This is a genomic window from Nocardia sp. NPDC057668 (assembly GCF_042799795.1).
Taxonomy (GTDB): Bacteria; Actinomycetota; Actinomycetes; order Mycobacteriales; family Mycobacteriaceae; genus Nocardia.
Map to the genome: position 1 here is coordinate 1,204,149 of NZ_JBHVIC010000002.1, position 24,306 is coordinate 1,228,454.

At 69.4% G+C, this 24,306-nt stretch carries 24 protein-coding genes; 6 read left to right on the forward strand and 18 right to left on the reverse strand.

The window, feature by feature from the left end; all coding sequences use genetic code 11:
• Positions 1 to 22: 22 nt before the first annotated feature.
• The 7 genes from ACFVBH_RS18035 to ACFVBH_RS18065 all read right to left on the reverse strand — a co-directional run bounded on the left by ACFVBH_RS18035 (position 23) and on the right by ACFVBH_RS18065 (position 6,902).
• Positions 23 to 124: a 30S ribosomal protein bS22 gene (locus ACFVBH_RS18035; RefSeq protein ID WP_003402602.1), complete on the reverse strand. Its 102-nt coding sequence runs from the start codon at positions 122 to 124 to the stop codon at positions 23 to 25.
• A 328-nt stretch (positions 125 to 452) separates the two neighbouring features.
• Entirely contained in the window at positions 453 to 695 is a 243-nt protein-coding gene (locus tag ACFVBH_RS18040) for a helix-turn-helix domain-containing protein (RefSeq protein ID WP_354989848.1), read from the reverse strand.
• Positions 696 to 873: 178 nt separating this feature from the next.
• The gene (gene proC / locus ACFVBH_RS18045; RefSeq protein WP_354989844.1) at positions 874 to 1,695 is read right to left on the reverse strand and encodes a pyrroline-5-carboxylate reductase; all 822 of its coding nucleotides are present in this window, start codon (positions 1,693 to 1,695) and stop codon (positions 874 to 876) included.
• Positions 1,696 to 1,971: 276 nt separating this feature from the next.
• Positions 1,972 to 2,871: a thioesterase family protein gene (locus tag ACFVBH_RS18050; RefSeq protein ID WP_354989843.1), complete on the reverse strand. Its 900-nt coding sequence runs from the start codon at positions 2,869 to 2,871 to the stop codon at positions 1,972 to 1,974.
• Positions 2,872 to 3,005: 134 nt separating this feature from the next.
• Positions 3,006 to 3,875, reverse strand: a complete 870-nt coding sequence (locus ACFVBH_RS18055; RefSeq protein ID WP_379002829.1) for a sugar phosphate isomerase/epimerase family protein — start codon at positions 3,873 to 3,875, stop codon at positions 3,006 to 3,008.
• Positions 3,876 to 3,948: 73 nt separating this feature from the next.
• A complete protein-coding gene (locus ACFVBH_RS18060; RefSeq protein WP_379002589.1) occupies positions 3,949 to 5,505 on the reverse strand; it encodes a hypothetical protein in 1,557 nt (518 codons plus the stop codon).
• 404 nt (positions 5,506 to 5,909) lie between these two features.
• Complete coding sequence (locus ACFVBH_RS18065) at positions 5,910 to 6,902, reverse strand: hypothetical protein (protein ID WP_379002591.1); 993 nt, start codon at positions 6,900 to 6,902, stop codon at positions 5,910 to 5,912.
• A gap of 65 nt (positions 6,903 to 6,967) precedes the next feature.
• Here ACFVBH_RS18065 and ACFVBH_RS18070 point away from each other — a divergent pair, with 65 nt between their 5' ends.
• The 5 genes from ACFVBH_RS18070 (at position 6,968) to ACFVBH_RS18090 (ending at position 10,649) form a co-directional block, all read left to right on the forward strand.
• A complete protein-coding gene (locus tag ACFVBH_RS18070) occupies positions 6,968 to 7,927 on the forward strand; it encodes a hypothetical protein (protein WP_354989841.1) in 960 nt (319 codons plus the stop codon).
• A 103-nt stretch (positions 7,928 to 8,030) separates the two neighbouring features.
• The gene (locus ACFVBH_RS18075) at positions 8,031 to 8,717 is read left to right on the forward strand and encodes a hypothetical protein (RefSeq protein WP_379002593.1); all 687 of its coding nucleotides are present in this window, start codon (positions 8,031 to 8,033) and stop codon (positions 8,715 to 8,717) included.
• 296 nt (positions 8,718 to 9,013) lie between these two features.
• On the forward strand, positions 9,014 to 9,469 hold the full coding sequence (locus ACFVBH_RS18080) for a hypothetical protein (RefSeq protein WP_354989839.1): 456 nt from the start codon (positions 9,014 to 9,016) through the stop codon (positions 9,467 to 9,469).
• A gap of 34 nt (positions 9,470 to 9,503) precedes the next feature.
• On the forward strand, positions 9,504 to 9,968 hold the full coding sequence (locus ACFVBH_RS18085; protein ID WP_379002596.1) for a hypothetical protein: 465 nt from the start codon (positions 9,504 to 9,506) through the stop codon (positions 9,966 to 9,968).
• Between the two features lie 330 nt (positions 9,969 to 10,298).
• Complete coding sequence (locus ACFVBH_RS18090) at positions 10,299 to 10,649, forward strand: hypothetical protein (protein WP_354989837.1); 351 nt, start codon at positions 10,299 to 10,301, stop codon at positions 10,647 to 10,649.
• Between the two features lie 198 nt (positions 10,650 to 10,847).
• Here ACFVBH_RS18090 and ACFVBH_RS18095 read toward each other — a convergent pair whose 3' ends face one another.
• From ACFVBH_RS18095 to ACFVBH_RS18105, 3 genes are all read right to left on the reverse strand, one after another.
• Positions 10,848 to 11,537: a response regulator transcription factor gene (locus ACFVBH_RS18095; RefSeq protein WP_354989836.1), complete on the reverse strand. Its 690-nt coding sequence runs from the start codon at positions 11,535 to 11,537 to the stop codon at positions 10,848 to 10,850.
• Complete coding sequence (locus tag ACFVBH_RS18100; protein ID WP_354989835.1) at positions 11,534 to 12,781, reverse strand: ATP-binding protein; 1,248 nt, start codon at positions 12,779 to 12,781, stop codon at positions 11,534 to 11,536. The genes ACFVBH_RS18095 and ACFVBH_RS18100 overlap by 4 nt, the downstream gene beginning before the upstream one ends.
• A 180-nt stretch (positions 12,782 to 12,961) precedes the next feature.
• Positions 12,962 to 13,396, reverse strand: a complete 435-nt coding sequence (locus ACFVBH_RS18105; protein WP_379002599.1) for a winged helix-turn-helix transcriptional regulator — start codon at positions 13,394 to 13,396, stop codon at positions 12,962 to 12,964.
• A 337-nt stretch (positions 13,397 to 13,733) separates the two neighbouring features.
• Between ACFVBH_RS18105 and ACFVBH_RS18110 the strand changes: the two genes are divergently transcribed.
• A complete protein-coding gene (locus tag ACFVBH_RS18110) occupies positions 13,734 to 14,378 on the forward strand; it encodes an NADPH-dependent F420 reductase (protein WP_379002601.1) in 645 nt (214 codons plus the stop codon).
• A gap of 307 nt (positions 14,379 to 14,685) precedes the next feature.
• Here ACFVBH_RS18110 and ACFVBH_RS18115 read toward each other — a convergent pair whose 3' ends face one another.
• The 8 genes from ACFVBH_RS18115 to ACFVBH_RS18150 all read right to left on the reverse strand — a co-directional run bounded on the left by ACFVBH_RS18115 (position 14,686) and on the right by ACFVBH_RS18150 (position 24,295).
• Entirely contained in the window at positions 14,686 to 16,752 is a 2,067-nt protein-coding gene (locus ACFVBH_RS18115) for a CocE/NonD family hydrolase (protein WP_379002603.1), read from the reverse strand.
• Positions 16,753 to 16,940: 188 nt separating this feature from the next.
• Complete coding sequence (locus ACFVBH_RS18120) at positions 16,941 to 18,995, reverse strand: CocE/NonD family hydrolase (RefSeq protein ID WP_379002605.1); 2,055 nt, start codon at positions 18,993 to 18,995, stop codon at positions 16,941 to 16,943.
• 295 nt (positions 18,996 to 19,290) lie between these two features.
• Complete coding sequence (locus tag ACFVBH_RS18125; protein ID WP_354989830.1) at positions 19,291 to 20,028, reverse strand: phosphoglyceromutase; 738 nt, start codon at positions 20,026 to 20,028, stop codon at positions 19,291 to 19,293.
• 55 nt (positions 20,029 to 20,083) lie between these two features.
• On the reverse strand, positions 20,084 to 20,263 hold the full coding sequence (locus tag ACFVBH_RS18130; protein WP_379002607.1) for a hypothetical protein: 180 nt from the start codon (positions 20,261 to 20,263) through the stop codon (positions 20,084 to 20,086).
• Positions 20,264 to 20,365: 102 nt separating this feature from the next.
• Positions 20,366 to 21,250 carry an ROK family protein gene (locus ACFVBH_RS18135; protein WP_379002609.1) on the reverse strand — a complete coding sequence of 295 codons (885 nt, stop codon included), beginning with the start codon at positions 21,248 to 21,250 and terminating at the stop codon, positions 20,366 to 20,368.
• 146 nt (positions 21,251 to 21,396) lie between these two features.
• A complete protein-coding gene (locus tag ACFVBH_RS18140) occupies positions 21,397 to 21,933 on the reverse strand; it encodes a YbjN domain-containing protein (protein ID WP_354989827.1) in 537 nt (178 codons plus the stop codon).
• Complete coding sequence (gene mshA, locus ACFVBH_RS18145) at positions 21,930 to 23,297, reverse strand: D-inositol-3-phosphate glycosyltransferase (RefSeq protein ID WP_379002612.1); 1,368 nt, start codon at positions 23,295 to 23,297, stop codon at positions 21,930 to 21,932. The genes ACFVBH_RS18140 and mshA overlap by 4 nt, the downstream gene beginning before the upstream one ends.
• Before the next feature lie 173 nt (positions 23,298 to 23,470).
• Complete coding sequence (locus ACFVBH_RS18150) at positions 23,471 to 24,295, reverse strand: alpha/beta fold hydrolase (RefSeq protein WP_379002614.1); 825 nt, start codon at positions 24,293 to 24,295, stop codon at positions 23,471 to 23,473.
• Positions 24,296 to 24,306: the final 11 nt, after the last annotated feature.

The window sequence follows — 24,306 nt, forward strand, 5'->3', positions numbered from 1 at the left end:
GCTTCCAGCTACGACGCAGCGCTTACTTGCCGAGTTTCCTGCGCTGGACGCGCGTACGACGAAGCAGCTTGCGGTGCTTCTTCTTCGACATGCGCTTACGGCGCTTCTTGATCACAGAACCCATAGGGTTGTTCCTCGCGTTCTCTCGGGTCACCCCCACCTTCGCGGGGAGCACACTTTCAACCCTGCACAGTCCTACCCGTAACGGACCGACATGGGCCCGACGGCACCACCGGCACGTACAGGATGCCGGTCCATGTTACCGGGCCACTCTCCGGCGAACGAAACCGGTAGGCACAGTCCCGCCACCGGGGCCGGTGGATCCGGCTCGGCGCCGCCGACCGTGCGATACGCGTGGGAGCGGTGGGGTGCGACGACGATTCCGGCGGTACCGGGCACGTGGCCCGGACCGCCCGGAATCGATCGTCAGCTCTGGAGCTCTCGCGGGGGTGTCACCCCGCGTCGAAGTAGGACGTCTCCAGGTAATCGTGCACCGCTTTCGCGTGCACCCGGAAGGATCGACCCACCCGCACCGCGGGCAGCTCTCCCGAATGCACCAGCCGGTACACCGTCATCTTGGATACCCGCATCAGATTCGCCACCTCGGCGACGGTGAGGAACTGGGTTCCTCCGCCGAGAACATTGGCTGCACTGATCGGTGTGTTCGCGGACCTCGCTTGACTGTTTCCAGACATCATTGCGCCACTGACCTCCGGCACGTCCGCGCCGCCGGCTTCCCCACCGGCGGAACAGACACGCACGTGCTCCTTGAAGCTTAGCGGGACCAGTGGTGTTGCTGCGACGGGTGTGAGAAATCAGCCTTTGCTGTGGCGAGTCGGGGCCCGGCAGCAAACGAGCTACTGGCCAGTCAGGCTAGTCGGAACTGGCGCCCTGTTCGGCGGAACGACGCTTCGCGGCATGCAGCGCCTCATGGAACGCCGATCGCACCGCGCCGCGCTCGAGTTCCCGCAGGGCGGCCGCGGTGGTCCCCGCGGGCGAGGTGACGGCCGCGCGCAACTCCACCGCACTCTGCCCGGATTCCTCCAGCAGCGCGGCCGAGCCGAGCATGGTCTGCACCACGAGCTGGGTGGCCACGTCGCGGGTCAGGCCGAGCCCGACCGCGGCGTCGATCATGGCCTCCACCACCAGGAAGAAGTACGCCGGACCGGAACCGGACACTGCGGTGACCGCGTCCATCTGCGATTCGGCGACGGTCACCACCTTGCCGACCGACTCCAGCATCTCCGAGACCAGCGCCAACTGCTCCTTACGGGCGTACCGCCCCGGCGCGATCGCGCTCATACCCTGCCCGACCAGCATCGGGGTGTTCGGCATGACCCGGACCACCGGGAAACCGGCGGGCAGCTTGTTCTCGAAACGCACGGTCGGCACGCCCGCCGCGAGCGACACCACGACCGCCTCGCGGTCGGACTCGCCCAGCTCGGCCTTGGCCAGCTCGGTCAGCACACCGTCCACGTCCTGCGGCTTCACCGCGATCACGATCAGATCCGCGCCGATCACGGCGTCGCCGACCGAATCGGTAACTCGGATCCCGAACCGCTGCGCCAGCAACTCGGCCCGCGGCTTCACCGGCTCGACGACCACCAGATCCTTGCTCGCCCGCCCGGATTCGAGCAGACCGGCCAGCAATGCCTCACCGATCCGGCCGCCGCCGATCACCGCAATCCTCGTCATGGTTTTCAGGCTAGCTGGCCCGCCTCTCCGGGACTTCAGCGCACGGCCTGGGAGCCGTTCGCCGTTGGGGACGCGTGGTGCGGTTGGGAGCAATCCTGATTTTGGGGGTGCCCCGGGAGTTACCCCGGCCGGAACCAATGCCGTTGTCGCGTTGAGCAACGGGACAGCACACCTGCGCGGCTTGACAAGGGTGGCGGGGGCATTTCTGGGGGTGGGGTTTTTTTCTTGCGAATGTGTTTGCATTCGTGAGAATTGTTGGGGGGAAAGTGATCTCGGTTAGCGGGGTTGGGGGATCAAGGCCAGTTGACGGCTTTGGGCGACTATCGCGCCGGTCGAGTCGATGACCAATTGGTCCTCGTCGAACATGCGGGCGCCCACCTCGCGGGCGTGGGCGATCACGCGGAGCCAGCCGGGGGCGGGGCGGCGGCGGAGGTAGGTCGTCATCTGAACCGTTGGGGCCCAGCCGAAGTGGCCGAGGTTCATCGGGACCGGGGGGCTCATGTCGGCGGCCATCATGGCGAAGAAGGCGGCCACGTCGGGGAGTTGCTCGTCACCCTCGCGGGGGCGAATCCACAGGCGCAGGCGGGGTTCGGCGGTTTCGCCGGACAGGAAGCGGGCCCACTTCGTGTCGATGGCGACCGAAGAGCCCTGTGCCACATGGACGATCTTGCCCATCGGGCTGTCGCCGTCGTAGCCCATCGCGCCGGCGTCGGGCTCGGCGGGCATGTCGCCGGCGTGGTCGGCGGCGAAGGCCGGGGCGGCGCCGTCGTCCAGGTGGCTGAAGGTGAAGGCGGTGTGCACCAGGGTGCGGCCGTTCTGGATCAGACTCGCGTCGAGCAGGCAGATCTGACGGCCGAGTTTGCGGGTGCGGACCTCGTACTCGACCGCGCCCGGATCCGGGGCGCCCAGGAAGTCGGTGCTGGCGGAGATGGGGAACATGGCCGCCTGCTCGGGCGCGGTGCGGCGCAGCCACGCGGTCGCGGCGGCCGCGCTGCCCGCGACCATGGTGCCGCCGTGCAGTTTCTTGCCGATGGTCCAGATGTCCTCGATGACGCCGGCGTAGCGCCCGGCGCCCGGATCGGCCGACGGCAGCTCGGTGACCGCGCAGACGCGGCTGAAGGGCGCGGTCTGCTCCACGAGGGCCTGTTCGAGGTCGACGGTCAACTCCGTTGTCATCCGCTGCGTTCCTTCCGCTGATCGGTTTGTACAGCGTACAAGCGCCGGGTACACCAATCGGTATTCCCGTGGCGGGAATCACTGGCGCGGCAGGACGGCGCGGCCACACTCCCCCGCGGCCGGTTCCGGGCCCCTCAGCGGCGGCTGGCGGCCGTCGGCTCCGGTTCCGGGACCGGAGTGGGGGTGACGCCGTTCAGGTGCTTACGAGCGAAGGTGAGCGCCCGGTTGAGCATGGCCGCCCGATCCATCGTGGTGCGGGCCATCTGGGTGTTGACCTCGATCACGGCCTGGCCGTCGAAGCCGCCGGCGGTGAGCATCGCGCACAGCTCGGCCACCGGCTGGGTGCCCTCGCCCGGAATCAGGTGTTCGTCGGTCGCCGCCCCGCGACCGTCCGCCAGGTGCAGATGCGTCAGGCCCGCGCCCATGCGGCGGGCGAGCTCCAGCGGATCCACCCCGGCGGTCGCGGTGTGCGAGCTGTCCAGGGTGTAGTGCCGGTACCCGGTGTCGGTCGGATCGTAGGAGGGGCTGAACGTCGTGAACGAGGGCCCGGGACCGCCGCGGCGTTCCAGGCGGCGAATCGAGCTGCCGCGGAACAGCGTGTCGGCGCGCATGGGGAACATGTTCTCCACCGCCACCGCGATCGGGCTCTCGTTCTCCAGGTCGGCCACCTGCTGCGCGAACCCCTCCGCGTAGCGGCGCTGCCAGCGGAACGGCGGATGCACCACCACCGTGGCCGCGCCCAGCGCCTCGGCCGTATGCACGCTGCGCCGCAGTTTCGCCACCGGGTCCGACCCCCAGACCCGTTGCGAGATGAGCAGACACGGCGCGTGCACGGCCAGCACCGGCACGTCGTACTTGTGCATGAACGACTGCACGGTGGAGATGCTCTGACTGGCCGGTTCCGCCCACACCATGAGTTCGACTCCGTCGTAACCCAATTCGGCCGCGTAGCGGAACGCGGCCTCGGTGTTCTCCGGATAGACCGACGCCGTGGAAAGCCCGATCCGGACTTCCGCCCGCCCCGCTCGGTCCTCGATGTTCGCCCCCTGCACGATATTCCCCACTGCTGCTCCCTGCTCAGTTCGTACTGAGTAGAAAGGCTAGCGGTCCCAGCGTCACGAAGACGCCCACGACGACCGCAATCACAGTGCTGAAAATATCGTCGGTCCGGCGCAGCACCCGCACGAGCGCGACCAGACCGAGGATGACGATCATCGACAGGGCCAGGGCAACCCACGGGAGCATTTCCCACAGCCGCTCGAAACCCTTGAACAGCAACATGCCCGCGACCGCCGCGCCCGTGCTCTGCCCGGCCAGCACCAGCCACTGCCGGCGATGCTCCTCGTCGTCGGAGAGGTCGGCCCGGGCCCGCGAAGGCGCCGGGCGCGCCCGCCGCGCGGCCCGCGAGGCGACCGCCGACAGCCGCCCGACCACCGAGGTGCCGGGCTCGTCGTCGTAGTCGTCGTCCTCGTCGTCGTCGAGCGGCTCGTAGACGTCCGTCAGATGCTCGTCGAGATCCCGCTCCCGGACCGCGGCGCCGCCGCGGCGCCGGGTACCGGCCCCGCGACGTTTGCCACCGCGTCGCGAATCATGTTCCGCGCGTTGCTCATCGCGTTCGAGTCGATCCCGGAGCATCTCCCCGGCAACCGTCTCGCCCGACATGAGCATCTGATCCTGATCCGCGGCGGACCAGCTCGGGTTCGCGTCGGCCCGGTCCCGCGGCCCGTCGGCCCGGTTGCGCGGCAGCAGTTCGGTCCGGTCGTGCGGGGCGGCCTCGGGCACGGCGCCGGCGGCGGGTCGCCTGCGCGCAGACCAGGACGGCAGCCCGGCCCGCTCCTCGTGCTCGACGCGGGCGTTGTGCTCGGCACGGCCGTCGCGCAGCTGCTCGTCGTGCCGCCGGCCGCCGGGTAGCCGCTGAATCTCCGGCTGCCGCGGCGGTTCGGGATCCCGCTGGGATTCGCCCTGCCACGGCGGCACCTCGGCCTGGCGCTGCTCGCCCTGCCACGACTGTTCGCCCTGCCACGGCTGCTCGGCCGGGCGCTGCTCCCCCGGCCACGGCTGCTCGGAATGCCACTGCTGCGGCTGGCGCGGCGGTTCGGGCGGGCGCTGGGGCTCGGGCCGGCGCGGCGGTTCGGGCTGCCACGGCTGCTCGGCCGGGCGCTCGGCCACGTTCTGCCGCTGCGCTTCCGCGTGCCTGCGCGCGGACCGCGACATGGGCGGGGCGGCGATGGGTGCGGCCGGTGCGGCCGCCTGCGGCGGTTCGAAGCCGCGCGACGGCGGGCTCGATAGCGGGTCGGGCGACCAGGCCGGTGCCGGGTCCCAGCTGCGGGCGGCGTCGTCGTTGCGGCTGAGCGAGCTGTTCAGGGCACCCATCGCGCTGTCCGCGCGGCCGGGATCCTGCCCGCGGAAGGGCTGGACGTCCTCGGTGTTCTCGTCGTCCGGATCGAAGCGCCGCCGGCGGCCGCCCTCGGCCGGCGCGGGCGGGGCGCTGCGGTCCAGTTCGTTCAGCGGCACCTCGGCCGAGAGCGGATCGGGCTTGCGGCGGCGGCCGCTGCGCGGCGCTTCCGCGGCCGGCCCCGGTAGCGGGGGCGCGGCGGGGGCCAGCGGATCGTAGAACGAGATCGGTCCCGACAACGGGGAGTACTCGGGCGTCGGATCGGGTACCGAGTAGGAGGGATAGTCCGCCTGCGGGGCGGACGAATACGACGAGGCGCCCCCGAAGTCACCGGAATCTCCGGAATAGTTCGGGTATTCCGCATAATTTGTGTTCGATTGGTCCGAATAATTCGAAAAGTTTGAATAGTCCGATTCGCCCGAATCAGCCGGGGGCGAGGGATCAGCCGCGCCCTGTTCCAGCGCGTCGTCCGGCGCGGCGTGCGACGAGGATCCGTTCCGGACCGTCGGTATATCGCCGGTCAGATCGGCGACCGATAGGCCGCGCCCGCTCCTTCGCCTGCGCCCGCCACCAGCGGCGGGCGGTGCACCCTGTCCGTTTCGCGCCAAAAGTTCGGCAACGGACAGTTGACTAATATCCTCGGTCATCGAGACACCGTTTCGATCGTGCCCGGCTGGCCGCCGTTGGGACCACCAGTTATCGGCTCATTATCCAGGTCGGTATCAAGTTTTCGCAGGATCAAACCTTCCCGCAGTGCCCAGGGGCAAATTTCTAGCGTATCCAATGACAATGCCCGCATACTCGCCTCCGCGACCAGCGCGCCGGCCACCAATTGCTGTGACCGATCGGAACTTACGCCTTCCAATTCTGCCCGGTCCGCGGCTGTCATTCTCGATATGAACGCAATCAGCTGTCGCAGGCTGGAACTCGTGAGGGTACGCCGCACCCGCGGACCCGCCGAGGAGGGGGCCGAACCGGTCAAACGGGCCAGCGAGCGGAAAGTCTTGGACGTGCCCACCGCCAGATCCGGGCGGCCGGCCTCGAGCAGCTGCTTGGACGGCAGCACCAGCTCGGCGTCGAGCCAATCCCGCAGCACCGCGACCCGGCGCTTGCCGGGCGGATCGTGATGCAGCCAGTCCCGCGTGAGCCTGCCCGCGCCCAGTTGCAGCGACAGCGCCGTGTCGGGCACCTCGTCGGCGCCGTTGCTCATTTCGAGCGACCCGCCGCCGATGTCGAGGTTCAGGACCCGCCCCGCGCTCCAGCCGTACCAGCGCCGCACCGCCAGGAAGGTGTGCCGGGCCTCGTCGGCGCCGCTGAGCACCTTGAGCTTGACCCCGGTCTCGGCGCGCACCCGCGCCAAGACCTCCTCGGAATTCGTCGCCTCGCGCACCGCCGAGGTGGCGAAGGCCATGAGCTCCACGCACCCGGAAGTCTTTGCGATACTGGCGAATTCGGCGACCGTGGCAATGAGCCGCGCCGATCCGCCGGGCGTGATCCGGCCCTGGTCGTCCATGCTCTCCGACAGGCGCAACGTCGCCTTCGTAGAGCTCATTGGCATCGGGTGGCCACCGCGATGCGCGTCCACCACGAGCAGGTGGACGGTATTGCTTCCCACATCCAGTACACCGAGCCGCACATGAACACGGTACTGGGTGCGTCACGGCTTCAGGCCAGGCGACTGAGCTGTTAGCGTTCCACGGCGTGACGGCAGGTGCATCCGCGAGTGGCCCGACCGGGCTGCGACCAGCGGCGAAGATCGACCCGGCTCCCGAAGTAGAGCTCGACTTCCCGCGCGAGTGGATCGAGTTCGTCGACCCAGCAAATGACGAGCATTTGATCGCGGCGGACATGACCTGGCTGTTGTCGCGCTGGACGTGCGTTTTCGGCACTCCGGCATGCCAGGGCATCATCGCCGGGCGCGAGGACGACGGCTGCTGTTCGCACGGCGCTTTCCTGTCCGACGAGGAGGACGGCAAGAAGCTGCACCGGGCTGTGAAAATGCTCACACCCGACGATTGGCAGCTCATGGGCGAGGCGGTCGACGACAAGGGCCGGGTCCGCAAGAAGCTGTATCTGGAAGAGGACGACCTCGACGACGAACCCGCGTTGCGCACCCGGCGTTTCGACGGCGCGTGCATCTTCCTGAACCGCGCCGGCTTCGACAAGGGCCTGGGCTGCGCGTTGCACACCATGGCCCTGCGCGAGGGCCTGGAACCGCTCACCGTCAAGCCCGAGGTGTGCTGGCAGCTGCCGATCCGGCGCACCCAGGACTGGGTGGAGCGGCCGGACGGGGTGGAGATCCTCAAGACCGTCATCGGCGAATACGACCGGCGCGGCTGGGGTTCGGGCGGACTCGACCTGAACTGGTACTGCACCGGCTCCCCGGACGCGCACGTCGGCACCCGCCCGGTGTGGGAGGCGTACGCGCCGGAATTGATCGAACTGCTCGGGCAGGTCGCCTACGACGAGCTGGCAGCACACTGCCGGCGACGCCAGGGTCTCGGCATCGTCGCGGTGCACCCGGCCACGGCGATCGCCCAGCAGAAGGCGGCCGCGGAGCAGGCGGCGGCGAAACAGGAAGCGGCGCACACCAAGAAGTCCGCGGCCGCCGCGGCGAAGATTCCCGGGGTCAAGAAGGCCGCGGCCGCCAAGCGCGGTTGACAACCCACCGGTAACTTTCTGAAAGCACGTATTTTCACTTCGCTGCTCACCTACTGTGCGAGCGACCCCTCCCCCTCACGGGGTCGCAGTACAGGAGAGATACATGAGCAACACTTCAGCCTTCCGGCGACCGCTCGGTCTGGGCCTGGCCGGGCTGGCCGTGGCCACCGGCGTCGCCGTCGTGCTGGCGAACCCCGCAACCCCGGAAGCCACCGCCGCGGTGGACCGGATCACCGTCTCCGGCTCGGACCACAAGGTCAACCAGACCTACAACCTGCACGCCGATCTCAGCGGCGCGTCCTTCGGCCTGCTGGTCTACTGGAAGGACAACGGCCAGGCCATCACCAGCCCGGCCGCCCAGGTGCCGTGGCCCGCGTACAACACCAGCACCGACTGGACCCCGCGCACGGCCGGGGTACACACCATCACCCTCACCCAGGGCAGCAGCACCAAATCGCTCGTGGTGAACGTGAGCGACGGTTCGGTGCCGACCACCACGCCGCCGGTCACCACGACCCCGCCCGTCACCACCGAGCCCCCGGTCACGACGACGCCCCCGGTCACCACCGAGCCCCCGGTCACCACCACCCCGCCGGTCACCACCACGCCGCCGGTCACGACGACCCCGCCGGTGACGACCGAGCCGCCCGTCACCACCACCCCGCCCGTCACGACCGAGCCCCCGGTGACCACCACCCCGCCCGTCACGACCGAGCCGCCGGTGACCACCACCCCGCCGACGACGACCAAGCCGGCCGGCAGCGGCAGCTCCGATCTGCTGCCGTTCTGATACCGGTTCCGGCCGGTCACGCGGTGGCCCGCTAGCTCCTGGTTCATCGACAGCAAGATCGCGGGCAGTGCGGGATTGCCGACGATGAACAACCGCGCGAGCTCGATATCGAGCCCCCGGCAGTAGGAGACGTGGTGGATGTGGCGAAAAACCCCTGGTCAAGCCATATCCATCACAACCAAGCGGACGCTTGTTTGATAGATTTCCCGAAACGCCTGCATTTCACACACCGTCTCCCTTAGGGTGCACAGGCCCGCACACCCCCGCGGGCAGCAACATCCCAGGAGACGACACACATGCGCATCACACCCTCGAGGACCGCGCGCCGGGCGGGTGCCGGAATCACCGGTTTCGCCGCCCTGGCGGCGACAGCCGTGCTCGCGGCCCCGCAGGCCGTCGCGGCGGTCGACAGCGTGACCGTCGACGGCTCGGATCACCGGGTGGGCACCGAGTACACGATCTCGGCCACGCACAGCGGCGCCGCGGCCGGACTGCTCGTGTACTTCAGCGACAACGGCGAATTCATCGGCGGTCCCAAGGTGCCGTGGCCCGTCGGGCAATCCAGCATCGCCTGGACCCCCGCGACGACCGGCAAGCACATCATCACCGTCGAACAGGGCGGGTACACCCGCTCGGTCGTGGTCGAGGTCCGGGACGCGCCCCTGGGATCGGGCAGCTCCACCTCCGGCAGCGGCTTCGGACCGGCCGGGCCGCTCGGCAGCGGATCCAGCGGCACCACCGGCAACAAGTAACCGCGGCCGAGACCACCGAGAACAGGACACCCCCATGAGCATTCTTTCCCGCCGCCTCGGCGCGGGCGTGGCGAGCCTCGCCGCCGCCGCGTCCATCGCGGTCTTCGCCGCGCCCAACGCCGCCGCCACCGTGGACAGCATCACCGTCTCGGGCAGCAACCACGAGATCAACAAGGAGTACACCCTCAGCGCGAAGCTCAGCGGCGCCGGCATCGGCCTGCTCGTCTACTGGAGCGTCGACGGCGAGGACCTGAGCGGGCCCAAGGTGCCCATGCCGATCGGCCAGTCCAGCTACCCGTGGAAGCCGACCAAGGCGGGCAAGCACCTCATCACCTGTTCGCAGGGCGGCAGCACCAAGACCATCGAGGTGACCGTCGTCGACCCGTCGAACCCGGGCCCGGTCGATCCCGGCACCCCCGGCGGCGACAACGGCGGCACCGGCAGCGCGGGCGGACTCGGCGGTCTGCTGGGCGGATTGACCGGCAGCGCGGGCAAATAGCGGCGCGAGGGCACCGGGCGAGTAGCCGGCACACCGAGCCCGCCGCCACCGACGCGGCGGGCTCGACCCGAGCTGTCCGGCGACCGGCGTGCGCGAGGTAGCCGGGCGCACAGCGCTACTCGATCCATAGCGAACAGGTGTGATTCATTCGACACCGGTGAACAGCCGGTGAACAACGCCACCGCACCCCCGCGGCATTCGAATCACTGTGCGCGCAAACCTGTTTCGCGCGACCTTCCGAGCGTTGACCTCGGGTTGTGAGCGCCCGGCAGCGCGCGCGACATCGGCAGGCCATTGCGCATTCACCGGGGCGTGTTAGACATTCGCCTCATGATCAAGAAGTCGTTCGCCGTCGCCGCGCTGGCCGCCGGCGCCGTGCTCGCCCTCGCGCCCATCGCCGGCGCCGACAACGTCGACCCCGCCCGGTTCTCCGACCGCACCGCCGATTTCGTGCCCTACAACGATCTCGACGTGCTCAACGCCAAGGCGAACGGCAAGCTGGTCATCGTCAGCCCCTACGGCACCAGCCAGACCATCGCCTGCCGCGGCAACGGCCAGGACGTGGCATGGTACGACTGCAAGCAGCAGGACGCCCTGGGCTGGATCAACCTCCAGCAGCAGGAGCTCCCGGTCCTGGGCACCGCCTGGGTCTACACCCTGCAGAACGACCCGAACGCCTAGGGTTCGAGCACCGAAAAAGCGCCCACCTTCGAATTCGAAGGCGGGCGCTGTTCTATTTCTGCGCGATAACCGATTTCGTGAGGGAGGGGGCGACTTCCCGGCCACCTCGACATCGGTTCGACGCCTGACCGCGGGCACGCGGCCGAAAGCCCGGACGGCTCACGGCCGCGCGCTGAAGTCGCGGAGCGGCGGTCGAGCTCAGGCTTCCAGCTTGTACCCGAGGCCGCGGACCGTCACCAGGTGCTCGGGCTTGGCCGGATCGGCTTCGATCTTCGAGCGCAGGCGCTTGACGTGCACGTCGAGGGTCTTGGTGTCGCCCACGTAGTCGGCGCCCCAGACGCGGTCGATCAGCTGCCCGCGGGTCAGGACGCGACCGGAATTGCGGAGCAGGTACTCCAGCAGGTCGAACTCCTTGAGCGGCAGGGTGACGGGACGGCCGTTGACCTGCACGGTGTGGCGGTCCACGTCCATGCGGACCGGGCCCGCCTCGAGCACGCTGGTCTCGCTGCCGCCCTCGGGCTCGTCGCCGACGCCGCGGCGCAGCACCGCGCGGATGCGGGCGATGAGTTCGCGTGAGGAGTAGGGCTTGGTGACGTAGTCGTCGGCGCCCAGCTCCAGGCCGACCACCTTGTCGATCTCGCTGTCGCGCGCGGTCACCATGATGACGGGCACGCTGCTGCGCACGCGCAGCTGCTTGCACACGTCGGTGCCGCTCATGCCGGGCAGCATGAGATCGAGCAGGACGATGTCCGCACCGGAACGATCGAACTCCGACAGCGCGGAGGGGCCGTCACCGACCACGGTGACCTCGAACCCCTCCTTGCGCAGGAGGAATGCGAGCGGATCGGCCAGCGACTCCTCGTCCTCGACGATCAGGACACTCGTCATCGGGTTGCCTCCACACCGTTGGTTCTGGCCCGCCCGAGGGGGCGCGGGCCGGTTTCCTTCTTCACCACCGGAATCCCGGCGGCAAGCTTGTTGTCCACACCGTGCTCGTCGCCGGGGTGGGCCGGGACGCGCAGGGTGAACGTCGACCCCGTGCCCAGCTTGCTCCACAGCGTGATCTCACCGTTGTGGTTGGCGGCCACGTGCTTGACGATAGCCAGCCCGAGCCCGGTACCGCCGGTGGCGCGCGAGCGCGCCTTGTCGGCCCGGAAGAATCGTTCGAAGACCCGTTCCTGATCTTCCTTGGCGATGCCGATGCCGCGATCGGTGACCGCGATGTTGACGTAGCCGCCGCGCAGCGCCCGGCTCACCGACACATGCGCGCCGCGCGAGGAGTACGCGATGGCGTTCTCCACGAGATTGGACAGCGCCGTGACCAGCAGGGTCTGATCGCCGAGCACCTCGAGGCCGCTGTTGGCGTCGGTGCTGACGGTGATGCCCGCGACGTCGGCGGTGTTGCGGGAGCGCTCGATGGCCTGGGCGACGACCGAGTCGACGTCGACGGCGTCGAGTTCGGGCAGCTTCTCCGCGCCCTGCAGGCGGGACAGCGCGATCAGCTCGGTGACCATCTTGCCCATGCGCCGGGCCTCGCCGTGCAGGCGCTCGCCGAAGTGCCGGACCGAGTCCGGATCGTCCGCGGACTCCAGCAACGCTTCGGCCAATAGCGACATGGCGCCGACCGGGGTCTTGAGTTCGTGGCTGACGTTGGCGACGAAATCGCGGCGGGTGGCTTCCATGCGGGCCTGCTCGGAATCGTCGTCGGCGAAGAGCACCACGAAGTTGGGGTTCTCCTGCGACAGCGGGCGGGCGACGCCGCGCACGGCCAGCCGGGCCCGGCCGGGCATGGGGATCTTGGCGGTCAGCTCGAACTCGACGTCCGAGCCACCGGCCAGCACCTGCTGCACGGCGGCCCACGCGCGTTCGTCCAGCAACCGGTCGTGCACCACGCCCAGCTCCTCGGCACGCGGGTTGACCAGCACGACATCGCGATACTTGTCGACCACCGCGATGCCGCTCTCGGAGGCGAGCACGATGAGATCGAGGACCTGGGACATGGTCAGCCCCGAATCGGAGGCCACCCGGCGCTGCTCCTGACGCGCGGTGACATAGGGAATGAGCAATCCACCGACAGCCAGTCCAACGACGGCCGCCAGGACTGCCAACAGCACGGCCTGTGGAACGCTCACACTGTGAATCGTACGGTCGCCGACCGGGGGGCAAACCCCGGGTGGGGCAAGTTTCACGCAGGTCACAGGGGCTTACGCGGGTGTTGGCCCGGCGTTCACGCAATGTTCGAATTACGCGGGGTCTGTTTCTGGCGGATTCTCGGCAAACCTCGGGCGAGATGACTTGCGCGACCGGCCAGTTCAGTCCGTTTCGTCCCCGTAGAGCGAATTGCGCACCAGCTCACCGTGCTCGTCCACCCACTCTCCCAGCGCGAAAATCGGTACGAGCAGGTCGATTCCGGCACGCGTGAGCCCGTACTCCACCCGCGGCGGCGCCTCGGCGTACCGCCGCCGCTCGACCAATCCCATCGTTTCCATGCGCCGCAGGGTCTGCGTCAGCATCTTCTGGCTGATGGTCCCGATCTCCCGCCGCAGGTCCACCGGCCGCATGGGCCCGTCCCGCAGCGTGTAGACGATGACCGTCAGCCACGAGTTCCCGAACAGATCCACCGCGAGCCGCGCCGGGCAGTCCGCCTCGCGCCCCCCGTATTCCGCGAACTCGACCCGGGTCGGCTCGCCCTCTCCCGCTGCCGCTTCATCGGCCTCCGCAAGCGTCGGCACGGTACTGCCCGGCATCTCGACCCGCCTTCCGGATGACTCGCCGCTCGATTCCGCCACCGCACCCCCGGTCTCGCCGCTCCCGAGCCTTCTCGCCGGACGCTGCGCGGCAGCCGCACGCCCGGGCGCCCGCATCGCGAGGGGGATCGGCTGCGAGTCGGATTGTTTCGCGTAGTCCACGACGGTGTGCGCCCCCGGCTCGACCGTCATCCTCCGCGGCTCGGGCGCGGGTTCGGGCTGCGGTGACGAGTTCGGTGCGGCGGTCACGGGTTTCAGCGTGCCACCTCGATACGCACCTCGAGGTGCTCATCGCGGTTTCTACCGTCGAATTCGCAAGGACGAGTGAGGAGTTCACATGCGAATCGGAATCATCGGGGCGGGCGCCATGGCCCGCGCACTCGGCGGCGGGTGGGCCGCGGCCGGGCACGAGATCGTGGTCGGGGCACGCGACGCGGAGCGGGCGGCCGGGGCGGCGGCGGAGATCGGGGGCGGCGCGCGGGGCGGGACCATCGCGGACGGGGTGCGGTTCGGGGAGGCGGTGCTGCTGGCGGTGCCGGTCTCGGCGTTGGGTGAGGTGCTCGCCGCGGGTGACTACGCCGGGCGGACGATCGTGGACTGCACCAACGCCTTCGCCCCGGACAGCGGGAAGTTCGTGCTCGCCGAGGACGCGGTGGCCGAGCGGATCGCGGCGACCGCCGCCGGGGCGCACGTGGTGAAGGCGTTCAACCTGTGCGCTGCCGAGGTGTGGGCCGGGACGGCCCGCGAGTTCGACGGGCAGCCGCTTCTGGTCCCGCTGTGCGGGGACGACGCGGCCGCCGTGGCCCGGGTGACGGCGCTCGCCCGGGATCTGAAGCTGGAGCCCTTCCACGCCGGCGGCCTGGCCCAGGCGCGCTACCTCGAAGCCACCTCGGCCTTCGTGGTGGGGCAGTGGTTCGGCGGGCACGACGCCCGGGCGATGTTCCCGCCGCTGGCGGCCACTTTCGCCGAGGTCGACGGGTAGGCAGTCGGCGGACAGACCCACCTGCGCGCCGTCGTCGAGCCGGTGGCCGCGCGCGGCGGTGGCCCGGGAAACGATGCGCCCCCGATCGAGCCGCGACCAGGGGCGCATCGTCCGGCGTCCGCAGCGGCTCCGGCGGACGTGGCCATCGTTCAGCGTTCGCGGCACCACGACGGCTCCGACCGACGTGGCCATCGTCCGGCGTTCACGGCTCCGCCGGGCGTGACCATCGTTCAGCGTTCGCGACGCAGCAGCGGCCCCGCGGACGTAACCATCGTTCAGCGGAGCGCACCGCGGCCGCCGCCGGCGATCACCAGCCCGGGTTGCCCCGGACCGGGATGTTCACGAAGCTCGGCGCGGCCGGGTCCAGCAGCAGGTGCTGGGGGCGCAGGCCCGAGTCGATCATCATGGCGGTGATGGGCAGGCCCTTGGGGAAGTTGCCCGCGTAGACGTCGACGCGCAGGCGGTGGCCCGGTTGCAGGATCGCCTCGACGGCCGCGACCGAGATGTCCAGGGGCACCGGCACTCCCGGTTCGGTGCGCTGCCGGGTATCGAGGGACAGGTCGGGCACCGGGTCGATGTAGTCGCCGTTCGGCAGGCGGGTGCTGCGGGCCTCGTCGATGGTGCGCAGCGAGGCGACCAGCTGTCCCGTGGACAGGGTGACCGAGCGACCGTCGGGTGCGACGTCGTTGACGGTCACGGACCAGTAGCCGTCGGCGGCGTCGTGAACGGTGTTGAGGCGCACCGCGATCGGGCCGGAGATGACGGTCGGTTCGGCCACGGGCGCGCTGGTGAAGGTGAGCCCGTTGGACTCGTGGATGCGCGAGTCCTTCCCGCAGGCGTCGATGATCGAGACGATGCCGATGGTCTCCTGGGCGGCGTCCCGCGAGCACAGTCCGGTCAATCCCGGTGCGACGGTGAGCAGGTCGGGGCCGGCCGGTTCGGTGAACAGCGACCCGTCGTGCACGCTGTGCCCGCCGGTGCCGCTCGGCGCGGCGGCCAGGTACATGCGCCGGTACTCCGCACTCGCTCCGGGGATCACCGCGGCGTCGGAACCGCCGGCGTCCGTGGCGAGTTCCCCGAAACCGGGCGCGGTGATCCAGCCGCCGCCCTGCTGTTTCATGGTGACCGGCCCGAACTGGTCGATACCGTTGTCGATTCCCTTGAGCCACCTGTCGAACCACGCGCGCTGGAGCACGTCCATGCGCGGCGGCAGCCCCGGCCGCCCGGATTCGTTGCCGTTGGAGATGTGGTAGCCGTCGCCGACGAGCATCTGTTTCTGCCCGGCGGGCAACGGGATTCGGCGGTACACGTCGGCCTGGGAGGCGACGAACACGTCGTGCCAGCCGCCGGTGATGAAGGTGGGCACGGTGATCCGCTCGGGCGCGGTCTCCCAGGACAGCCGCGCGGGGCTGTCCGAGTCGAGCAGTTGGCGCACCTTGGGACTCAACGCGTCGATGTCCGGCTGCAGGAACACCTCGAGGAACGCGTCCACGAACGTGAACGGATCCTGCATTCGACTGGCCAGCCAGTTCATGTCGAAGCGCCCCTGTATCAACGAGGCGACATCGGGCACCAGCTTGCCGCCGTTCACCGCCGCCAGCCACATGGGCATGAACGTCACGCCGATGGCCCCGCCGGGTGCGACGAGATCGCGAAAGGGGTTGCGGCTGGGCACGACCGGGAAGATGGCCTTGAGCGCCGGCGGATTCTTCGCCGCCGCCTGCAACTGGTTCAGCCCCGAATAGGAGATGCCCGCCATTCCCACGTCACCGGTGGACCAGTGCTGCCGCGACGCCCAGTCGATCACCTCGAGGGTGTCCTGCTGTTCGCGCGCACCGAGCAGATCCCAGATGCCCTGGGAGAAGCCGGTTCCCCGCACATCCACCACGACCTGCGTGTACCCCGACCTGATGAGCTGCCGGTCCACGGTGAACGTGCGCAGCAGTCCCCCGCCCAGCGCCCTGGTCAGGTCGGTGATGCCGGAGAACGGCGTCCCGGTCAGGTCCAGATCCCGGAAAGCCCGCACCAGCGCGTCCGACAGCCCCGGCACCGACAGCGCCGAATCCGCGATCATGGAGCCGAGTTTCGTGTACGGCGTCATGTTCACGATGGTCGGCGTCGGGGTGTCGATCGGCCGCCCGGAGGCGTCGGCGGGCCGGTAGACATTCGCCTTCAGCACGGTGCCGTCACCCATGGTGATCGGCACGTCCCATTCGATGTTCACATGTGGGTAAACCTGTGGATCATCGTGCGTCGCGGCCCATTGCGCGCCCGCCGCGCCACCGTCCGGTCCGACCGGAGTGACTGCCGCGGCGGGCGTGAGGAATTGCGCGGCGGCCGTGACCGCGGTCGCCACGACCACGGCCTTCGCCACCAGGGATCTGAATCGGAATCGCACTGTGCCCCAACCACTTCTTCGTCCGACGGGTGGTCGTGACACTAGGTCGCGCACAGGGTGTCTGGGCCAGTTCGGCCGAAGTCTGTCAGGGTGCACAAAAGAAAAGACCCCGGTTGTGCACGCCGTTGTGCACAACCGGGGAGTTCATATCCGGGCCGCGTCGATCACCAACCGGTGTTGCCGCGCACCGGAATGTTCACGAAGCTCGGACGATTCGGGTCGAGCTGCACGTGCTGCGGCCGCAGTCCGGTGTCCAGGAGCATCGGGAGGATGGGCAGTCCCTTGGGGAAGTTGCCCGCGAACACGTCCACCCGCAGGCGATGTCCCGGCTGCAGCACGGCTTCGGTGCCGCTGAGCGGGATATCGAGGGTGGTCGCCTCACCCGGCACGACCGGCAGCTGCTTGTCGAGCGAGGTGAACAGGCGCGGATCGGTGTAGTCGCCGTTCTCGGACCGGGCGCTGTTGGCGTCGTCGACCTCACGCAGCGAGGCCATGACCTGCCCCGAGGTCAGCACCGTGGAGGTGCCGTCCGGCGCGACGTCGTTGACCGTGACGGTCCAGTACCCGTCCTCGGCGTCCTGAACGGTGTTGAGCCGCACCGCGATCGGACCCGAGACGGTGGTGGCCTCCAGCACCGGCGCGCTGGTGAAGGTCAGGGCGTTGGTCTCGGAGATGCGAGAGTCCTTGGCGCACATGTCGATCAGCGAGAGCACACCCGCGGTGGCCTGCGCGGCGTCGTTGGAGCACAGGGTGGTGAGCCCGGGGGCGACGCTCAGGCGCGCGAGGTCACCGTTGGCCTCGGCGGTCAGCGAGCCGTCGTACAGCCCGTTGGAGGTGCCGCTGGCCTGCGCCGAGAGGTACATGCGCCGGTAGCGAGCCGCCTCGGAAACCGGTGCGGAGGAACCGAATCCGTTCTGGGTGATCCAGCCGCCGCCCTGCTGGCGCAGCGTGACCGGGCCGTAGGAGTCGATGCCGTTGTCGATGCCCTTGAGGTGCTTGTCGAACCAGGCGCGCTGGAGCACGTCCAGGCGCGGCGGCAGGCCGGGCCGACCGGCTTCGGCGCCCGAGGTGGCGTGGTAGCCGTTGCCCATGAGCAGCTGCTTCTGCGTGCCCGGCGCGAGCGGCAGCTCGTTGTAGATCTTGGTCTCGGAGTAGGTGAACAGGTCGTGCCAGCCGCCGACGACGAAGGTCGCGGCCCGGATCTGCGAGGGATCGCCCAGCCAGCCCTGCCGGGCGACCGAGAGATCGTTGAGCATGTCCCGCACCCGCGGATCGAGGTTGGCCATGTCGGTGGTGGTGTACGCCGACATGAGCACGTCGAGGTAGGTGTACGGGTCCGCCGCGCGGTCCTGCAGCCAGTTGAAGTCGAACTTGCCCTGCGCGATGGCGGCCAGGTCCGGCAGCCACTTGAGGCCGTTGATGGCGCTGAGCCACAGCGGGATGAAGTTGAAGCCGAAGCCGCCGCCGGGCGCGAGCACGTCGTTGACCAGATCACTGCCGGGCACCACCGGGAAGATGGCCTTGAGCGCCGCGGGCCGCTTCTCCGCCGCCTGCACCTGGTTGATGGCCGAGTAGGACAGCCCGCTCATGCCGACGTTGCCGGTGGACCAGGGCTGGGCCGCGGCCCAGTCGATGACCTCGACGGTGTCCTGCTGTTCGCGCTGGCGCAGCATGTCCCACGCGCCCTGCGAGAAGCCGGTGCCGCGCACATCGACGACGATCTGCGTGTAGCCGGACTTGATGAGCGAGCGGTCGACGCTGAAGTTGCGCAGCTGGCCGTTGCCGACGGAGTTGAGCAGTTCGCCGAAGCCGGTGATGGGGGTTCCGGTCAGATTGATCGACCGGAAGAGGTTGACCAGTGCGTCACCGAGGCCCGGGATCGCGAAGGCGCTGTCGGCGACGTTCGAGACCAGCTTGGTGTACGGCGTCATGTTGACGACGGTCGGCGTCGAGACGTCCACGGCCCGGCCGGACGCGTCCGCGGGGCGGTACACGTTGCCCTTGAGGACGGTGCCGTCGCTCATCGTGATGGGGACGTCCCATTCGATGGCGACATTCGGAAATTCCTGCGCCCCATCCTGCGCCGCGGTCCAGGCCGCGCCGGCAACGCCGCCGTCGGGGCCGAAGGACTGCGGGGTGGCATCGGCTGTGATGCCGGTCAAGGGAACGAGTAGAGCTGCCGCGGCAGCCGCCACAGTGGCCCGTAGCGCGTGCTTCATCGAACGTGATCTACCTCTCGCATCTGGTCGAACGACCGGAAGCTTAACTACCGAGAAGTAAGTTGCAAAGCGCGGTTACAGGTATTCATTTTTAATGGGCAATACTTCGGCAAATTGCATTGCAGGTCAGCGCGAATACCCTACGGTGCCGTACTGAGATCTGTGTCACCATTTCTCCATCGACGCTGGTAGATCCGCCGATCAGAGCGCTATTCGCCGCTCCGAATGCCCCGGAAACACAAAAACGCGCCGTGCCCGAATTTCTCGGTCACAGCGCGTTCGCGTGAACTACGGCTTACTTAGCGCCCTGGTTCGCCACCGCGGCGGCGCCGGCGGCCGCGGCCTCCGGATCGAGGTAGACGCCCGGGCCCAGCGGGCGCAGGTTCTCGTCGAGCTCGTACTTGAGCGGGATGCCGGTGGGGATGTTCAGCCCGGCGATGTCGTCGTCCGAGATGCCCTCCAGGTGCTTCACCAGCGCGCGCAGCGAATTGCCGTGCGCGGCAATGAGAACCGTCTTGCCCGCGGTCACGTCCTGGGCGATGGTGTCCTCCCAGTACGGCACCATGCGGGCGACGACGTCCTTGAGGCACTCGGTCTGCGGCACGTCGATGCCGGCGTAGCGCGGGTCGTCGTTCTGGCTGTACTCGTTGTCGGCCTCGATGACCGGCGGCGGGGTGTCATAGCTGCGGCGCCACAGCATGAACTGCTCGTCGCCGTACTTTTCCTTGACCTGCGCCTTGTCCTTGCCCTGCAGCGCGCCGTAGTGGCGCTCGTTCAGGCGCCAATCGCGCACGACCGGAATCCAATGGCGATCGCAGGCGTCGAGCGCGTTGTTCGCGGTGCTGATGGCGCGGCGCAGCAGGGAGGTGTAGACGATATCGGGCAGAATCCCGGCCTCGGCCAGCAATTCGCCGGCGCGCTTGCCTTCGGCGACACCCTTGTCCGTGAGCCGGACGTCCACCCAGCCGGTGAACAGGTTGAGGGCATTCCATTCGCTCTCGCCGTGGCGCAGCAGCACGAGGGTGTACGTCATGGGGTCATCCTCCCACGGGCCGGATCACCCGCGGTGAGTCACCCTCGCCGGTGGTCTAGGCCCACTCCACCTCGTCGAACGTCACGGTCAGTCCGTGTCTGCGCGTACTGAACGCGACTTCGACCCGGAGTTCGGAGCGTGCCATGTTCACTTCGCGGACCACCCCGCAGACTCCCGTGAACGGCCCCTGGGGCACGTAGATGACATCACCCGGCGCGAATTTCGGAGACCCCACACCGCCACCGTAATGGGCGCACGAGCGGCTTTCGAGGAAAAGATTCCCGACACGCCCGGACCGCAACGGCACCGTGACGCGCCGTAGCGGAGCCGCCGGCCGCTATCCCCCGAGCGCGAGCAGCCCGGCCCCCGCGAGGGTCGCCTGATCGGTCAATTCGGAAGGCACGACGCGCAACTCGTCGAGGAATCGCAGCCGCGCGTGCACGGCGACCGTGGCCCGCAACGGCTCCCACAGCGCCTCGCCCGACTGCGCGAACCCACCGCCGATCACGACCAGATCGGTGTCGAGCAGCGCGGCGGCCGAGGCCACGGCCGTGCCGAGCGCGGAGCCCGCCCGGTGCAGGGCGGCAAGCGCGATCCCGTCCCCGGCCCGGGCGGCCTCGGCGAGTTCGACCCCGCTCTCCCCCGTCCAGCCCTGCCGCCGCGCCCAGCGCACCGACGACGGCCCGCTCGCCACCGCTTCCACACAGCCGAATCCGCCGCAGGCGCACGGTTCCTCGTTGCCCGGCACCACGATGTGGCCCAGGTGCCCGGCATTTCCGGTGCGGCCCACGACGACTCGCCCGTCGGCGACGATGCCCCCGCCGATCCCGGTGGAGACGGTCAGCGCCAGGAAGTCCCGCACCCCGCGTGCCGCGCCCCAGCGCTGTTCGGCCAGCGCCAGGCAGTCCCCGTCGATGGTGAAGCGAATCATGGCCCCGGGGAACAACTCCCCGACCGCGGCCACCACGTCGAACCCGCCGGCCCACTCCGGAATATTGATCGGCCCGGTGGTCCCGGTGCGCACGTCGACCGGCCCCGCCGACCCGATGCCCACGGCGGTGACCTCGTCCCCCGCCGCGACGTCCAGCAGCAGTTCCCGGCACGCGTCCCACACCCCGCTCGCGGGCACGGCGATCCGCCGCGCACCCCGCACCGTGCCATCCGAATCAACGGTCCCCGCAGCGAATTTCGTCGCGCCGATATCCAGCGCCAATGCCACCATCGCCGTTACCCCTTCCGCAGCCCTGCGCCGCACCACGGCGGCCCGCGGCGATTGTGCCAGGCGCGAGTGCCCGCGCGGACCGGGCGATCCGCGAGCCTCCCCGGCAACGGCGATCCCCTGACGCGGCGGCACCGCGGCGGCGGGTCCTACGGCTTGTCGGCCGAGTCCACCAGGTGTTCGAAGGCGCGCAGGTTCTTCAGCGACTCCCCGCGGGAGACGCGCCATTTCCATTCCCGGCGAATGGATTCCGCGAAACCGAGTTCGAGAATGGTGTTGAAGTCGGCGTCCACGGCCTCGAGGATCTGACCGAACCAGCGGTCGAGTTCGTCGGCGGTGACCGCGTGCGTGGCCAGCCGACCGACCAGGTAGATGTCGCCCACGTTGTCGAGGGTGTAGGCCACCCCGTACAGCCGGCGATTGCGCCGCAGCAGGAACTTGTAGACGCCCTCGAAGTTCTCGTCGGGCTTGCGGCACACGAACGATTCCATGCGCACGCCGTGCTTGCCGACCTTGACCCCGATGGCCGTCTTGAGCTTGCGCTCACCGGGCAGGATGACGACGAACGTGCCGTCCGATTCCCGCGAGAACTCGATCTCGCGGTCTCGTAGCGTGTCGTCTATGAGCCGAGTGGTCACGTCGATCGATCCCGCGTCGTGCGCGGCAGCGTCGGTGTGTTCACTCATCGGCGCACGGCTCCCGTCCGGCGCCTCCAGAGCGCCAGTGATCTGGCTTGATTGCTGTCACCATGCACGCTACCGCTGCGCACGCGCCCGGCCCGCGATGGGGACAGCGCGGCGCTGTAGCTGTCGAGCAGCCCGTCCGCGGTGTGCGCCCACGAGAAATTGGCCGCGTGCTCGACCGCTGCCAGGCCCATGCGGTCCAGCCGCGCCGGATTCGCCAGCAGCGAGCGCAGCGCGTCCGCCCAGTCCTGGGTGCGGTGGCCGGGGACCAGCAGACCCGAAACACCGTCGCGCACAGCGGTTCCGAGCCCGCCGACGTCGGCGGCGAGCACCGGGGTCCCGCTGGCCTGCGCCTCGATGGCGACCAGGCCGAAGGATTCGTTGTAGCTGGGGACCGCCACCAGATCCGCGGCCCGGTACACCTGCACCAAACGGTGCGGCGGTTGCGGCGGCAGGAAGGTGACGCGATCGGAAATGCCCAGGGCGGCGGCCAATTCGATGAGCGCGTCCGGTCGCTGCAGACCCGAGCCCGACGGTCCGCCCACGATCAGCACGCGCAACGGGCGTTCGGGGCGATGGCCGAGCGCTGCCTCGTCGGCGAGCATCCGGGCCGCCGCGCGCACCAGCACGTCGGGCGCCTTGAGCGGCTGGATGCGGCCGATGAAGGCCACGATGCGATCCCCGGCGGGCAGGCCGAGTTCGGCGCGCGCCGCGGCCTTGTCACCGGGGTTGTACCGGGACAGGTCCGCGCCCGGCAGCACCACGTCGATGCGATCGGGATCCGCGCCGTACAGCTCGACGAGCTGGCGGGCCTCCTCGCCGGTATTGGCGACGAGGCGGTCGGCCTCGGCGACGATCTGCTTCTCGCCGATGACGCGGGCGGCGGGTTCGGGGGTGTCGCCCTCGGCCAGATAGGCGTTCTTGACCGCGGCCAGGGTGTGCGCGGTGTGCACCATGGGCGTGCGCCAGCGATCGCGGGCCAGCCAGCCCACCTGGCCTGAGAGCCAGTAGTGCGAGTGAATGAGGTCGTAGTGGCCGGGCAGATTGCGCGCCTCGGTCCGCAGCACCTCGGCCGAGAACGGGCACAGCTGCGTGGGCAGATCGTGTTTGTCCAGGCCTTCGAAGGGACCGGCGACGACGTTGCGCACCAGCACGCCGGGCGCGGCCTCGACGAGCGGTTCGTCCTTGGAGGAGGTGGCGCGGGTGAAGATCTCGACCTGGGTGCCGCGCTTGGCCAGCTCGATGGCGGTCTGCAGCACGTAGACGTTCATGCCGCCGGCATCACCGGTGCCCGGCTGCGCGAGTGGAGAAGTGTGAACCGAGAGGACGGCGATGCGATGGGGCCGTAACTCGGTGCGTTGACTCACCTCTCCAGTGTGCACGTGTCCCGCCACCGGACCTACGTGGGTTACCTAACCAAGTGACCTGGCTCACAAGGCGTTTCGCAGTATACGCCCCTCGACGAATAGCTGCCCGGACAAAGCTCCAGGTCCGAGCATCACGCGGGACCTTCGCCCGGGTGAACGGGTGCCGCGCGGGTTCAGTTCAGGGTGCCCGCGAACGCGGTGACCTCGGCCACGAAACGCGCGGGATCCTCGATGAACAGCCCGTGCAGCGACTCCTCCCAATAGGAGGTCCGGGCCCCGGGCACGGTGTCGGCGATGTGGCGGCCGCTCTCGATCGGCACCACCGGGTCGGCGGTGCCGTGCAGGACCAGCACCGGGACGTCGAGGGCGCGCAGGGTCTCGGTGTTGTCCACGGTCCGGTAGAACAGCGCCTTGCGGACCCGCGGCGGGGTGGCGACGCTGCCGCCGAACAGGCGCTGGGCGTCCACGCCCTTGTCCGTGCCGCGACCCACGTTGGCGTTGCCGAAAGCGGCGAAACCGCGCATGGCCCGGGCCGCGGTCTCGGCGAAGACGTCGGGGATGGCCTGCAGCATGACCGGGCCGGGTTCGGCGCCCGCGATGCCCCGGCCGATGCTGACCTGCGCGCCGGTGTAGATCACGCCCGCGACCGCGCCGGTGCCGTGCGCGGCGAGGTAGTCGGTGAGCACGATGCCGCCGTACGACCAGCCCAGCAGCAGCGCGCCGGCCGTGACGCCTTCCCCCGCGAGGACCGCCGCGACGTCGGCGGCCCAGTTCTTCGGATCGTCGTAGCCGTCCGCGGGCGCGCCGGAGTAGCCATGCCCGCGCAGATCGACCGCGATCACCCGGAAGTGTTCGGCGAGCAGGTCCCCGGCCGCGCCCCAGCAGCGCAGGTTTCCGGCCCAGCCGTGCAGCAGCACCAGCGGGCGCGCGGCTTCCGGCCCGCTCACCCGGTACACGATGGTGGTTCCGTCCGCACTGACCACTTCCCGAATCGCCATACCGGCCAGGC

What these genes read in the sequence shown, in the direction of transcription:
- ACFVBH_RS18035 (WP_003402602.1), bottom strand. Translation starts at nt 124, where the DNA reads ATGGGTTCTGTGATCAAGAAGCGCCGTAAGCGCATGTCGAAGAAGAAG.
- ACFVBH_RS18040 (WP_354989848.1), bottom strand. Translation starts at nt 695, where the DNA reads ATGTCTGGAAACAGTCAAGCGAGGTCCGCGAACACACCGATCAGTGCA.
- proC (WP_354989844.1), bottom strand. Translation starts at nt 1,695, where the DNA reads ATGACGAGGATTGCGGTGATCGGCGGCGGCCGGATCGGTGAGGCATTG.
- ACFVBH_RS18050 (WP_354989843.1), bottom strand. Translation starts at nt 2,871, where the DNA reads ATGACAACGGAGTTGACCGTCGACCTCGAACAGGCCCTCGTGGAGCAG.
- ACFVBH_RS18075 (WP_379002593.1), top strand. Translation starts at nt 8,031, where the DNA reads ATGAGCAACACTTCAGCCTTCCGGCGACCGCTCGGTCTGGGCCTGGCC.
- ACFVBH_RS18080 (WP_354989839.1), top strand. Translation starts at nt 9,014, where the DNA reads ATGCGCATCACACCCTCGAGGACCGCGCGCCGGGCGGGTGCCGGAATC.
- ACFVBH_RS18085 (WP_379002596.1), top strand. Translation starts at nt 9,504, where the DNA reads ATGAGCATTCTTTCCCGCCGCCTCGGCGCGGGCGTGGCGAGCCTCGCC.
- ACFVBH_RS18090 (WP_354989837.1), top strand. Translation starts at nt 10,299, where the DNA reads ATGATCAAGAAGTCGTTCGCCGTCGCCGCGCTGGCCGCCGGCGCCGTG.
- ACFVBH_RS18095 (WP_354989836.1), bottom strand. Translation starts at nt 11,537, where the DNA reads ATGACGAGTGTCCTGATCGTCGAGGACGAGGAGTCGCTGGCCGATCCG.
- ACFVBH_RS18105 (WP_379002599.1), bottom strand. Translation starts at nt 13,396, where the DNA reads ATGCCGGGCAGTACCGTGCCGACGCTTGCGGAGGCCGATGAAGCGGCA.
- ACFVBH_RS18110 (WP_379002601.1), top strand. Translation starts at nt 13,734, where the DNA reads ATGCGAATCGGAATCATCGGGGCGGGCGCCATGGCCCGCGCACTCGGC.
- ACFVBH_RS18120 (WP_379002605.1), bottom strand. Translation starts at nt 18,995, where the DNA reads ATGAAGCACGCGCTACGGGCCACTGTGGCGGCTGCCGCGGCAGCTCTA.
- ACFVBH_RS18125 (WP_354989830.1), bottom strand. Translation starts at nt 20,028, where the DNA reads ATGACGTACACCCTCGTGCTGCTGCGCCACGGCGAGAGCGAATGGAAT.
- ACFVBH_RS18135 (WP_379002609.1), bottom strand. Translation starts at nt 21,250, where the DNA reads ATGGTGGCATTGGCGCTGGATATCGGCGCGACGAAATTCGCTGCGGGG.
- ACFVBH_RS18140 (WP_354989827.1), bottom strand. Translation starts at nt 21,933, where the DNA reads ATGAGTGAACACACCGACGCTGCCGCGCACGACGCGGGATCGATCGAC.
- ACFVBH_RS18150 (WP_379002614.1), bottom strand. Translation starts at nt 24,295, where the DNA reads ATGGCGATTCGGGAAGTGGTCAGTGCGGACGGAACCACCATCGTGTAC.